Below are 12863 nucleotides of genomic sequence, written 5' to 3'. Positions count from 1 at the left end.
ACCGTCGTCTACGGCATCCCGAACTGCGACACCGTGAAGAAGGCCCGTGTATGGCTGGAAGAACACGGCGTCGAGTTCGAGTTCCACGACTTCAAGAAGCACGGCGTGACCGAGCCGCTGGTGCAGGACTGGCTGAAAGACGTGAAGCTCGACGCGTTGCTGAACCGTCGCGGCACCACGTGGCGCGGCCTGTCCGACGACATGAAGGCGGCCGCGGATACGCAGTCGGGCGCGATCGCGTTGATGATCCACAAGCCTTCGGTGATCAAGCGGCCGGTGCTGGTGGTCAACGGAAAGGTCAAGTCGCTCGGTTTCTCCGCGGACGACTACGCGGCGCTGTTTGCCTGATCTCGCGAAGATCGAACGCAACACGCTGCAACAAGCAGTAAAACGCGGCCTCGCCGCGTTGCTCAAAAGCTGTTGCCGGCTGCGGTGCCCCACCGCCAGCCGGCATTTTTTCATTTCAAAGTGGCTTGTACTGAATCCATGTCCGGCACCCTCGCCCTTACCGAACAACTGATCGCGCGCGCCTCCGTGACGCCCGACGACCAGCATTGCCAGCGCCTCCTGATCGAACGCCTGTCCGCAATCGGCTTCGAGCACGAGACCATCGAATCGCACGGCGTGACCAATCTGTGGGCCGTCAAACGCGGCGTCGACGGCACCGCGGGCAAGCTGCTCGCGTTTGCCGGCCACACGGACGTCGTGCCGACCGGCCCGCTCGAACAATGGCAATCGGCGCCGTTCGAGCCGACCCATCGCGACGGCAAACTCTATGGCCGCGGCGCGGCGGACATGAAGGCGTCGATCGCCGGCTTCGTGGTGGCAAGCGAGGAATTCGTCGCGGCGCACCCGGCGCATCGCGGCTCGATCGCATTCCTGATTACGAGCGACGAAGAAGGCCCCGCTACCGACGGCACCGTCAAGGTCGTCGAAGCACTGCAGGCACGCGCTGAGCGCATGGACTACTGCATCGTCGGCGAGCCGACCTCGAGCGCGCAATTCGGCGACATGGTGAAAAATGGCCGGCGTGGCTCGATGTCGGGCAAGCTGATCGTCAAGGGCGTGCAAGGCCATATCGCCTATCCGCATCTGGCGAAGAATCCGGTGCATCTGCTCGCGCCCGCGTTGGCCGAACTGGTCGCCGAACGCTGGGACGACGGCAACGAGTACTTTCCGCCCACCACGTGGCAAGTGTCGAACATCCATGCCGGCACCGGCGCGACCAACGTGATCGCGGGCCATGCTGATGTGATGTTCAACTTCCGCTTCTCTACGGCGAGCACGGTGGAAGGTTTGCAGGCGCGCGTCCATGCGATCCTGGACAGGCACCAGCTCGAATACGACCTGCAATGGACCGTGAGCGGCCTGCCGTTCCTCACACCGCGCGGCGACCTGTCGAACGCACTGGCCAAAGCGATCAAGGACGAAACCGGCGTAACAACCGAACTGTCGACCACCGGCGGCACCTCGGATGGCCGTTTCATCGCCCGCATCTGCGAACAGGTGATCGAATTCGGACCGCTGAACGCCAGCATCCACAAGATCGACGAACATATCGAAGTCGCACACATCGAGCCGCTGAAAAACGTGTATCGCCGCGTGCTCGAACAACTGATTGCCTGATCCCCAAGGAATTTCCGCGATGACGCTCCCGTTCTCCACCGTCCGCGACCTGCTGCGTTTCGCGGTGTCGCGCTTCAATCAGGCCGGGTTGTCGTTCGGCCACGGCTCGGCCAACGCCTACGACGAAGCCGCTTATCTGATACTGCACACACTGCATCTGCCGCTCGATCTGCTGGAGCCGTTTCTCGACGCGCGTCTGGCCGCCGCTGAAATCGACGCCGTGCTGAACGTGATCGAACGCCGCGCCGCGCAACGCGTGCCGGCCGCGTACATCACGCAGGAAGCGTGGATGCACGGCTTCCGCTTCCACGTGGATGAACGCGTGATCGTGCCGCGCTCGTTCATTGGCGAGTTGCTGCAGGACGGCCTGCAACCGTACGTGGAAGATCCCGACCAGGTGAGCGCCGTGCTCGAACTCTGCACCGGCTCCGGCTGCCTCGCGATCCTCGCCGCGCACGCGTTCCCGAACGCGGATATCGACGCAGTCGACCTCTCCGCACCCGCTTTGGAAGTCGCCACGCGCAACGTCGCGGACTACAGGCTCGACGACCGCGTCGCCCTCTTCGAAGGCGATCTGTACGCGCCGCTCGCCGAGCGCCGCTATGACGTGATCATCAGCAATCCGCCGTATGTGAATGCCACCTCGATGCAGGAACTGCCCGCCGAGTACAAGCACGAGCCGGACATGGCTTTGGCGGGCGGCGCGGACGGCATGGATATCGTGCGCCGGATCATTACCCAGGCGCGCAACTGGCTGACCGACGACGGCGTGCTGGTGGTCGAGATCGGCAACGAGCGCGCGAACGTCGAAGCGGCATTCGGCGGCCTCGATCTGGTCTGGCTGTCCACCAGCGCCGGCGACGACAACGTGTTCCTGATCCAGGCTGCGGATCTGCCGGTCTGACGTTTTATCGCCGGAGCACTGGATCGCCAGACCGTCTATGCAATTCGACCTGCTTCACATCGGCTCGCTTGTCGCCCTCGCCCATATTCTCGGCGTGGTTGCGGCGTGCCACGCGATTCTGAAGACGCGCACATCGCAAGGCGCGATCGCGTGGGCCGTGTCGCTGGTCGCCATGCCGTATCTGACGCTGGTGCCGTACCTGTTTCTCGGCCGTAGCAAATTCCAGGGCTACGCGGACGCTCGCCGCGTCGAAAACGAATTGCTGCGTACGCGTGCCCATCCTCCGGAATGGGACACGCAGGCTTCCTCCACGGGGCTGCCTACGCAGCAGCTGGGCGCGAGACTCGTGCATTCGCTTACGCGGCTGGGCGGCATGCCGTTCCTGCCGGGCAATACCGTGCGCACGCTGGTAAACGGCGCCGCGACTTTCGAGGCGATCTTCGACGCGATCGAAGGCGCGCGCAACTACGTGATCGTGCAGTTCTTCATCGTGCGCGACGACGCGCTCGGCGAAATGCTTAAAGACGCGCTGATCGCTAAAGCGCAGCAAGGCGTGCGCGTCTACTTCCTGTACGACAGCATCGGCAGTTTCGATCTGCCGCACCGTTACGTGGCGGCGCTGCGGGCGGCCGGCGTGGAGACGCATCCGTTCGCCACCAATCGCCGCTTTGTCAACCGCTTGCAGCTGAACTTCCGCAATCACCGCAAGATCGTCTCGGTGGACGGTGAACGCGCGTTTGTCGGCGGCCACAACGTCGGTGTCGAATATCTCGGCGGCAAACCACCCCTGTCGCCCTGGCGCGACACGCATATCGAAGTGCGCGGGCCGGCCGTTGCCAGCATCCAGTTCGTGTTCACCGAAGACTGGCATTGGGCCACCCAACAACTGCCCGAGTTCGACATGCCGGCCTTCCGACCGACCGAAGATGGCATGCACTGCCTCGTCGTGCCGAGCGGTCCGGCCGACAAGCAGGAGACCTGCTCGCTTTTCTTCGTCGAGGCGATCAACGCGGCACGCGAGCGCATCTGGATCACGACGCCTTACCTCGTGCCCGACGAAGCCGTGTTCGCCGCGCTGCGGCTGGCGGCGCTGCGCGGCGTGGATGTGCGCATTCTGATTCCATGCCGGCGCGATCACCGCGTGGTGTTCGCCGCCTCAAAACTGTATGCGTACGACTCGCTGCGCGCGGGCATCCGGATCTTCCGCTACCAGCCGGGCTTCCTGCATCAAAAGGTCGTGCTGATCGACAGCGTGGCGGCGGCGATCGGCAGCGCCAATCTCGACAACCGTTCGTTCCGGCTGAACTTCGAGATCATGGTGCTGACCGTGGACCGCGGCTTTGCCAGGGAAGTCGAAGCGATGCTGCTCAAGGACTTCGCGGATTCGCTCGAAATCGATCGCAACGAGTACCGCCAGGCAAGCGCGCTGCGGCGCGTGCTGATGCATGTGGCGCGGTTGTTTTCGCCGATTCTGTAGCCGCACTGCTGCTACGCCGCCGAACCGGCATCAACCTCAGCATTGGCATCAACCTAAGCATCGGCATCAGCCCTGACGCTGGCCCACGCCCGTTCGGACAGGCCAGCCAGGCGGTGATGTCCGACGATCCGGCGCCGCGCCGGTTGCCGATTCCCGCCCCGGCCCGAGTTGACCCTTCGCCGCCGCGCCGGTCGCCGCCTCCAGAGCCCGCCGACCCCGCGCTGACCTTCCGGCTCCGCGACTCGTTACAGCAGCTTTTCGATGTCCTCGGTAATCGCATCGGGCTTGGTCAGCGGCGCATAACGCTTCACCACATTGCCGTCACGGCCGATCAGGAACTTGGTGAAGTTCCATTTGATCCCCTCGAGCCCCAGCAGCCCCGGCGCCTCGCCCGTCAGATAGCGGAACAGCGGATGCGCATTGGCGCCGTTCACATCGATCTTGTCGAACATCGGGAAGGTCACGCCGTAATTCTTTTCGCAGAAGCTGCCGATCTGCGCGGCGTCGCCCGGTTCCTGCTTGCCGAACTGGTTGCATGGAAAACCGAGCACCGTGAGCCCACGCGCCGCGTAAGTGTCATAAAGCTTTTGCAGACCCGCGTACTGCGGCGTGAAGCCGCATTCGCTCGCCGTATTGACGATCAACAGGACCTTACCTTGATAGCGCTCGAGGCTCACTTCCTCGCCGCCAAGCGTACGTGCGGAAAACGAATAAATCGATGTCATGTGCTCTCCCCGTGAAAGCCGTCAGTCTATGCCAAAAGCTTCGCCGGTACAGTCGGCCGAATGGCCGATCCCGGCTGAGCGCCCGGTGTCAGCCCCGGCAGTCTAAAATAGCGTTTTTCTTCCGCCGGCCTCTTCGTGATCCGCTTTAACCAGTTCAGCCTCGCGCGCGGCACCAAGCCGCTCTTCGAAAACACCACGTTCACCCTCAACCCGGGCGAGAAGGCCGGCCTGGTGGGGGCCAACGGCGCGGGCAAGTCGACGCTGTTTGCCGTGCTGCTCGGCGAACTGCACGCCGACGGCGGTGATTTCTCGATCCCGCCGAACTGGCAGATCGCCCACGTCGCGCAGGAAACGCCCGCCGCGGACAAGACCGCTCTCGCCTATACGCTCGACGGCGACGCGGCGTTGCGCGCGATCGAAGCGTGCATCGCCGAAGCCTCGGCCGCGCATGACGGCGCCGCCGAAGGCGAAGCGCACGCCGCGTTCGCCGACGCCGACGGTTACACCGCGCCGGCCCGCGCCGAAGCGCTGCTGCTCGGCCTCGGCTTCACGCTCGAACAAACGCGCGAACCCGTCAGCAGCTTCTCCGGCGGCTGGCGCATGCGGCTGAATCTGGCGCAGGCGCTGATGTGCCGCTCCGACCTGCTGCTGCTCGACGAGCCGACCAACCACCTGGATCTCGACGCGATCGTCTGGCTCGAAGACTGGTTGCATCGTTATCCGGGCACGCTGATCGTGATCTCGCACGACCGCGAGTTTCTCGATTCCGTCTGCAACGTCACGTTGCATCTGGAGCATCAGCAGATCAAGCGTTACGGCGGCAACTACTCGCAGTTCGAAATCCTGCGCGCACAGCAGATCGCGTTGCAGCAAAGCGCGTATGAAAAGCAACAGCGCACGGTCGAGCATTTGCAGAGCTACATCAACCGCTTCAAGGCGCAGGCCACCAAAGCGCGCCAGGCGCAGAGCCGCGTGAAGGCGCTCGAGAAGATGGAACTGATCGCGCCGGCGCATGCGTCTTCGCCATTCACGTTCGAATTCCGCACGCCCGATTCCGCACCGAATCCGATGATGGTGATGGAAGACGTGCGCTGCGGCTATCGCGGTGAAAACGGTGAAATTCCGATCGTCGATCATGTGATGCTGTCGATCCAGAACGGCCAGCGCATCGGCCTGCTCGGTGCGAACGGCCAGGGCAAATCAACGCTGATCAAAACGCTCGCCGGCACGCTCGAAGCGCTCGGCGGCCATGTGCGCGAAGGCAAGGGTCTGCGCATCGGTTACTTCGCGCAGCATCAGCTCGAAACCTTGCGGCCCGACGACACGCCGCTGCAACATCTGGCGCGTCTTGCACCGGACACGCGCGAACAGGAATTGCGCGACTTCCTCGGCAGTTTCAACTTTTCCGGCGAAATGGCGACCGCGAAGATCGCGCCCTTCTCGGGCGGCGAAAAAGCGCGTCTCGCGCTCGCGCTGATCATCTGGCAAAAACCGAATCTGCTGCTGCTCGACGAGCCGACCAACCACCTGGATCTCGAAACGCGTCACGCGTTGACCATGGCGCTCGCGCAATTCGAGGGTACGCTGATTCTGGTGTCGCACGACCGGCATCTGCTGCGCGCCACCACCGACGTGTTCATGCTGGTCGCCAAACACCGTTTGCAGGAATTCGACGGCGATCTGGACGACTACCGCGACTGGCTGCTCCAACATGCGGCGCAACAGCGCGCGGCGCTGAAAGCGGGCACGCCGTCGAACGGCGCGGAGAGCGCGGACGGCGGCGTCAATCGCAAGGAACAGCGCCGTCTCGAAGCGGAAACGCGTCAAAAGCTTGCGCATCTGAAGAAGCCGCTGCAAGGCCGCATCAACAAGATCGAAAAGGAAATGGACACGCTCAACGCGGAGAAGACGACGCTCGATGCGTTCGTCGTCGATCCGGCGAGTTACGAGCCCGAGCAGAAAAGCAAACTGACGGAGGCGATCCGCCGTCAGGCAGATGTCAACACGCGCCTCGATGCGCTCGAAGCCGAATGGCTCGAGATTCACGAGGAACTCGAACAAATCGGCTAGCGGCAGGCTGTTGCTCAACCGCGCCGGCATCGATCGGAGGTAGCTCTTGTCACGCGTGAACTCGTCTGCGGCGTCAGTTGCGTCATTGTCCGCGGCCTCGGCCGGGCCGTCGGCCTCGTCGTCAGGTGCTTCGTCGGGGGCTTCGTCGGGGGCTCTGCCGGGGGCTCGGTCAGGCGCTTCATCATCAGCTCCGTCAGGCACGCCGCCATCCGCGGGAGCACCTCCTCCGCTTCAGGGCCTGCGCGTGCTGGACCTGACTCGCCTGCTCCCGGGTCCGGTGGCCGCCTTACGGCTTGCAGAACTCGGCGCCGATGTGCTGAAGATCGAAGCGCCCGGCGCGGGCGACCCCACCCGCGCGATGATGCAGTCATCCAGCGACCGCGTGGCGGGTCGCCCCGGCGCGTTTTACCGGCTGGTGAACCGCGGCAAGCGCGAGACGCGCCTCGACCTCAAATCGGAAGCGGGCCGCACTGTGTTGCGCGCGCTCGCGGCCGAAGCCGATGTGCTGATCGAAAGCTTCCGGCCCGGTGTAATGGAGCGCCTCGGCATCGGCTACGAAACCTTGCGCGCGGTCAATCCGAGACTGGTCTACTGCGCGATCAGCGGCTACGGCGCGAGCGGCCCGTTTGTCGACCATGCAGGCCACGATATCAACTACATCGGCTACGCGGGCGTGCTAGATCAACTGGCGGGCCGCGACGGCGCGCCGATTCTGCCGAATTTCCAGATTGCCGACCTGCTCGGCGGCGCGTTGAGCGCGGTGACGCAAATTCTCGCCGCGTTATGGCATGTGTCGCGCGGCGGCGATGGCCGCTTCGTCGACGTCTCGATGACCCATGTCACCCACACGCACAATGTCGTCGCGCAAGTCGCGCTCGTCAACGAAGGCGCCGCGCCGGCCGCGGGTGCCGGTCTGCTGAACGGCGGCGTGCCCTGCTACAACCTCTATCGGACGCTCGACAATCGCTGGCTGGCGGTCGGCGCACTGGAGCTGAAGTTCTGGGAAACGCTATGTATGGCGCTGGACCGGCCCGAATGGGCGACGCGTCACTGGAGTCTCGGTCAGGCAATCGGCGGGCCGGACGCCGCCGCGTTGACGCACGAGCTGGCCGGGCTGATCGGCAAGCGCCCGCTGGAAGAATGGGTTCTGTTGCTGGAGTCGCTGGACTGCTGCGTCTCGCCGGTGCTGACCCCGGCGGAAGCCGCGCAGCACCCGCTGTTCAACCGTGAGGCGTACGCCGCGATGACCGACGATCAAGACGGAAACGACGCCGGGGACGACGAGCGTCTGAGCGGTTAAATCCTCAGCGCGCGGCCCGAAACCTCAGCGCCGCACCACCGTCTGCCGCGGCAAGACCTGGCGCGGCGTTTTTTCGTCGTCGTACAGGAAATGCTTGCGGCCTTCCACGTGACGGTTGATGGTCGCGCGCACTTCGGCGGCGGTAACATGTTCGGCTACGACCCGGCGCGAAATCTGCCCTGCCGTGTCGATCCATTCGACAATTCGGCAAGCACCGCCCCAAGGCTGGCGAATAGGCTCGGAGACGCGGCAGCCGCGCACCTGCATGGGCCGCTCAGCTGCGGTTTCATATGACTGTTTCAAGGCGCGATCCTTTTTCGGCATCAGAAGGGATGCAACACCTTCGCAGCTTAGGAAAAAGGAATGTCGGGTAGGTTACAGCCAATATGGAGATATTTACGGCCCATTACGGGAGCAAACGCGTCCGCAAGCGCCAAAGCCCCGTCTACTCTAGCGTGCGGACCCGGTCGATGGCCTGTTCGATCCGTTCGACGGCAACGACCTGTAAGCCTTCAATCGGCTGTTTCGGTGCATTGGCTTTCGGAATGACCGCGACCGAAAAGCCCAGTTTGGCCGCTTCCTTGAGGCGATCCTGACCGCGCGGCGATGGCCGGATCTCGCCGGCAAGCCCCACTTCGCCGAATACCACCAGCCCTTTGGGCAGCGGCTTGTTGCGCATCGAGGAGTGAATCGCGAGCAGCACGGCCAGGTCGGCCGCGGGTTCGGTGATCTTCACGCCGCCCACCGCGTTCAGGAACACGTCCTGGTCGAAACAGGCGATGCCGGCGTGCCGATGCAACACCGCCAGCAGCATCGCCAGACGGTTCTGTTCCAGTCCCACGGCGAGGCGCCGTGGATTCGGCGCGTTGGCCGCATCGACCAGCGCCTGCACTTCGACCAGCAGCGGCCGCGTGCCTTCCTGCGTCACCAGCACACACGACCCCGGAACGGATTGCTCGTGCTGCGACAGAAACAACGCCGACGGATTGGCAACGCCGCGCAAACCGCGCTCGGTCATCGCGAACACGCCGAGTTCGTTGACCGCGCCAAAGCGGTTCTTGATCGCGCGCACCAGGCGATACGAAGAGTGGGTGTCGCCCTCGAAGTACAGCACCGTATCGACGATGTGCTCGAGCACGCGCGGCCCGGCCAGCGCGCCTTCCTTGGTGACGTGGCCGACCATGATGATCGTGGTACCCGACTGTTTGGCGATGCGCGTCAATTGCGCCGCGCACTCGCGCACTTGGGCGACCGAACCAGGCGCTGAAGTCAGCGCATCGGAATAGACGGTTTGAATCGAGTCGATCACCGCGACGTCCGGCCGCTGCTCGGCGATGGTCGCCTGAATTTTTTCGAGCTGAATTTCCGCCAGTAGTTGCAGCTCGCTGGCTTTCGAGCCGGGTTCCAGCAACGAAAGTCGTTGCGCGCGCAACGCAATCTGCGCGGCCGATTCCTCACCGCTGATATAAAGCGCGCGTTTATCCGCGGCAATTTCCGCGAGCGATTGCAACAGCAGCGTCGATTTGCCGATGCCCGGATCGCCGCCGATCAACACCACACCGCCCGGCACGAGGCCGCCGCCCAGCACACGGTCGAACTCGCTGACGCCGGTCGAGAAGCGCGGCACGTCGGACGCTTCGATATCGGCGAGACGCCGCACCGGCGCGCTCTTCGCGAGCGACTGGAAGCGATGCGTGGACGGCGTCTCAGCCACCGACTCCACCAGCGTGTTCCACGCATTGCATGACGGGCACTGTCCGGCCCACTTCGGCGATTGGCCGCCGCATTCACTGCAGATGTACAACGTCTTCTGTTTAGCCACGCGCCCTTGCCTGTCTTGCTGTTCTTTGGATTGATGGGCTCGCTGAGCGCTCCTCGTCGAGGAGCTCACTGCAACCGTCTTTGAGATGTTCTCCACCGCTATTGAGGCCGCCATCTGCGGCCGCCATCTGCGGCTAGCGCCCGGCTCGTCAATGCCGTGCCTTACTCCGCCCGCACCGGCACACGCGGCGCCACCGCGCACATCAGCTCGTAGCCGATCGTGCCGCATGCCTGCGCGACGTCGTCGATCGGCAGCGCGGCGCCCCACAGCTCGACGCGCGAGCCGATGTTGGCGGTCGGAACCGGCGTCAGGTCGACTGTCAGCATGTCCATCGACACCCGCCCCACGATCCGCGTACGCACGCCCTCGACGATCACCGGCGTGCCTTCCGGCGCGACCCTCGGATACCCGTCCGCATAGCCGCAGGCCACCACGCCGATGCGCATCGGCCCGCGTGCCTTGAACACCGAACCATAACCGACCGTGTGGCCTTCGCCGATCGTCTGCACGGCGATCAGTTCGGAGGCGAGCGTCATGGCCGGTTGCAGGCCGGTGCCGCCGATCGCGGCCGTGACGCCCGAGGGCGACGCGCCGTACAGAATGATGCCCGGGCGCACCCAGTCGAAGTGCGCGGCCGGATGCCACAGCGTGGCCGCCGAATTCGACAGGCTGCGCGCGCCGGCAATGCCTTGCGCGCCGCGCTCGAACGCTTCCATCTGGTGAGCCACGCCGCGTTCGCTGTCGGCGTCCGAGAAATGCGTCATCAAGGTGATCTGACCGACGCCCTGGCAGGCCCGCGCGCGCTCCCACGCGGAGCGGTATTTTTCCACCGTGTAACCGAGGCGGTTCATGCCGGTGTTCATCTTCAGCTGGATATTGACCGGCTTGGACAGGCGCGCCATTTCGAGCATACGCAACTGTTCGTCCGAGTGCAGCGCCGTGGTCAGGCTGTAGCGGTCGATCACGTCGATATCGGTGGGCCGGAAGAAGCCTTCCAACAAAAGAATCGGGCCGGCCCAGCCCAATTCACGCAACTTCACGGCTTCTTCCAGGTCCAGCAACCCAAAGCCGTCGGTTGCGCGCAAGCCGGGAAATGCGCGCGCAAGGCCGTGCCCGTAGGCGTTGGCCTTGACGACGGCCCATACCTTGGATTTTGGCGCGTAGCGCCGGGCGACAGCGAGATTATTGGCGAGTGCGGCAGTATGAATCGTGGCTGAGAGGGGGCGCGGCATGGGCAATTTTCGTAAAGACGCTTGCGAATCAGGAGCTTACAGGGCGTTTTCAGCGCTCGGCGGCCACTGGGCGGTGCGATCAAGGATTCTGCTAGTCCGAATCCAGCTATTTTCGTGATATAAAGCCGTGCGCACAACCCATTTCGAACGGCATAAGCCCGGACGCTTTGCACACGGCCGGGGCGGACAGACCGCAGCGAGGACAGCATCGCATCAGATGAAAAAAGGTTTTTACACCATCATGGCCGCGCAGTTTTTTTCGTCGCTGGCCGACAATGCGCTTCTGATCGCTGCTATTGCACTGCTGAAAGACCTCCACGCCCCGAACTGGATGACGCCGCTGCTCAAGTTGTTCTTTGTGCTGTCGTACGTCGTTCTGGCCGCCTTCGTGGGGGCCTTCGCCGACTCCCGTCCGAAAGGCCGCGTGATGTTCGTCACCAATACCATCAAGGTGGTCGGCTGCATCACCATGCTGGTGGGCGCGCACCCGTTGATCGCCTATGGCATCGTGGGTTTCGGCGCGGCGGCTTATTCGCCCGCCAAATACGGCATTCTCACCGAACTGCTGCCGCCTGACCGGCTGGTCGCGGCGAACGGCTGGATCGAAGGCACCACGGTCGGCTCGATCATTCTCGGCACCGTGCTCGGCGGCGCGCTCATCAGCCCGCACATCGCGGCACCGATCCTCCGGCTGCACATTCCCACGGTCAACACGCCCGCTGAAGCGGCGATGCTGGTGATCATGGCAATCTACGTGATCGCCGCGCTCTTCAATCTGCGTATTCCCGACACCGGTGCGCGCTATCCGAAACAGGAACGCGGCCCGATCAAGCTGGTCACCGATTTCGCCGACTGTTTTCTCGTGCTGTGGCGCGACAAGCTGGGTCAGATTTCACTCGCCGTCACCACGCTGTTCTGGGGCGCCGGCGCGACGCTGCAGTTCATCGTGCTGAAGTGGGCGGAAGTGTCGCTGAACATGTCGCTTTCGGAAGCTGCGATCCTGCAAGCGGTGGTGGCCGTCGGCGTGGCAGCCGGCGCGATTTTCGCGGCTTCCCGTGTGCCGTTGAAGAAGTCGCTGACGGTGCTTCCGGTCGGCATCATGATGGGCATCGCCGTGATGCTGATGGCCTTCTACACGCGCGACCTGTTCCCCACGCATTGGGGCCTCTATTTCGGCCGCGTGCATGTGCCGGGCTATCTGATCGTTGCGTATATCTTCCTGATGATCGTTGGCGGCCTGTCGGGCTTTTTCGTCGTGCCGATGAATGCGCTGCTCCAGCATCGCGGCCACGTGTTGCTGTCGGCCGGTCACTCGATCGCGGTGCAGAACTTCAATGAAAATCTCTCGGTGCTCGTGATGCTGTGCCTGTACGCCGTGCTGGTGTGGCTCGACGTGCCGGTCACGGCGGTGATCGTGCTATTCGGCACCTTCGTCTGCGTGATGATGTGGTTCGTGATGCGGCGCCACCAGGCAAATCAGCGCGCGTTCGACTCGGTCGCGCTGATCGGCGAAGTCAAGCACTGACCCCCGGCAGGCACTGCTTTTGGGAGTGGCCGCGCCTTCTTCCTTTCCTCGTTCTGCCATGACTCAACCCATTCCCAACGTGCTGACGATCGCCGGTTCGGATTCCGGCGGCGGCGCCGGCATTCAGGCCGATCTGAAGGCTTTCTCTGCGCTCGGCGCTTATGGCGCGAGCGTGATCACTG

The 12863-nt window shown here is 63.8% G+C and carries 12 protein-coding genes; 8 read left to right on the top strand and 4 right to left on the bottom strand.

Annotation, left to right across the window (positions count from 1 at the left end; genetic code table 11):
• The 4 genes from QOC89_RS23770 to cls all read left to right on the top strand — a co-directional run.
• Positions 1-348: ArsC family reductase (locus QOC89_RS23770; protein ID WP_323047253.1), on the top strand; the 348-nt coding region annotated here is incomplete at its 5' end.
• A gap of 138 nt (positions 349-486) precedes the next feature.
• Complete coding sequence (gene dapE, locus QOC89_RS23765; protein WP_323047252.1) at positions 487-1626, top strand: succinyl-diaminopimelate desuccinylase; 1140 nt, start codon at positions 487-489, stop codon at positions 1624-1626.
• 19 nt (positions 1627-1645) lie between these two features.
• Positions 1646-2530, top strand: coding sequence for a 50S ribosomal protein L3 N(5)-glutamine methyltransferase (prmB, locus tag QOC89_RS23760; protein WP_323047251.1), 885 nt, complete (start codon positions 1646-1648; stop codon positions 2528-2530).
• A 37-nt stretch (positions 2531-2567) separates the two neighbouring features.
• Positions 2568-4007 (top strand): cardiolipin synthase, encoded by a 1440-nt coding sequence (gene cls, locus QOC89_RS23755; protein WP_323047250.1) that lies wholly within the window; start codon positions 2568-2570, stop codon positions 4005-4007.
• A gap of 245 nt (positions 4008-4252) precedes the next feature.
• On the opposite strand, the gene QOC89_RS23750 is transcribed toward cls, so the two are convergent.
• On the bottom strand, positions 4253-4732 hold the full coding sequence (locus QOC89_RS23750; RefSeq protein WP_323047249.1) for a glutathione peroxidase: 480 nt from the start codon (positions 4730-4732) through the stop codon (positions 4253-4255).
• Positions 4733-4867: 135 nt separating this feature from the next.
• Here QOC89_RS23750 and QOC89_RS23745 point away from each other — a divergent pair, with 135 nt between their 5' ends.
• Positions 4868-6802 carry an ATP-binding cassette domain-containing protein gene (locus tag QOC89_RS23745; RefSeq protein ID WP_323047248.1) on the top strand — a complete coding sequence of 645 codons (1935 nt, stop codon included), beginning with the start codon at positions 4868-4870 and terminating at the stop codon, positions 6800-6802.
• A 238-nt stretch (positions 6803-7040) separates the two neighbouring features.
• The gene (locus QOC89_RS23740; protein ID WP_323047255.1) at positions 7041-8102 is read left to right on the top strand and encodes a CaiB/BaiF CoA-transferase family protein; all 1062 of its coding nucleotides are present in this window, start codon (positions 7041-7043) and stop codon (positions 8100-8102) included.
• A 24-nt stretch (positions 8103-8126) separates the two neighbouring features.
• Here QOC89_RS23740 and QOC89_RS23735 read toward each other — a convergent pair whose 3' ends face one another.
• The 3 genes from QOC89_RS23735 to alr all read right to left on the bottom strand — a co-directional run bounded on the left by QOC89_RS23735 (position 8127) and on the right by alr (position 11156).
• Complete coding sequence (locus QOC89_RS23735; RefSeq protein ID WP_179732697.1) at positions 8127-8405, bottom strand: DUF2866 domain-containing protein; 279 nt, start codon at positions 8403-8405, stop codon at positions 8127-8129.
• A gap of 142 nt (positions 8406-8547) precedes the next feature.
• Positions 8548-9924, bottom strand: a complete 1377-nt coding sequence (radA, locus tag QOC89_RS23730; protein ID WP_179732699.1) for a DNA repair protein RadA — start codon at positions 9922-9924, stop codon at positions 8548-8550.
• 161 nt (positions 9925-10085) lie between these two features.
• The gene (gene alr / locus QOC89_RS23725) at positions 10086-11156 is read right to left on the bottom strand and encodes an alanine racemase (protein ID WP_323047247.1); all 1071 of its coding nucleotides are present in this window, start codon (positions 11154-11156) and stop codon (positions 10086-10088) included.
• 217 nt (positions 11157-11373) lie between these two features.
• On the opposite strand from alr, the gene lplT reads away from it, so the two are divergent.
• Both lplT and QOC89_RS23715 read left to right on the top strand, forming a co-directional pair.
• A complete protein-coding gene (gene lplT, locus QOC89_RS23720) occupies positions 11374-12681 on the top strand; it encodes a lysophospholipid transporter LplT (protein WP_179732703.1) in 1308 nt (435 codons plus the stop codon).
• Between the two features lie 25 nt (positions 12682-12706).
• Positions 12707-12863, top strand: a 157-nt coding sequence (locus QOC89_RS23715) for a bifunctional hydroxymethylpyrimidine kinase/phosphomethylpyrimidine kinase (protein ID WP_416340452.1), incomplete at its 3' end; no start/stop codon positions are given.

It is taken from the genome of Paraburkholderia sp. (assembly GCF_034668105.1).
Taxonomy (GTDB): Bacteria; Pseudomonadota; Gammaproteobacteria; order Burkholderiales; family Burkholderiaceae; genus Paraburkholderia.
The sequence above is the reverse complement of the archived record's forward strand: the minus strand, read 5'-3'. Positions and strand labels throughout refer to the sequence as shown.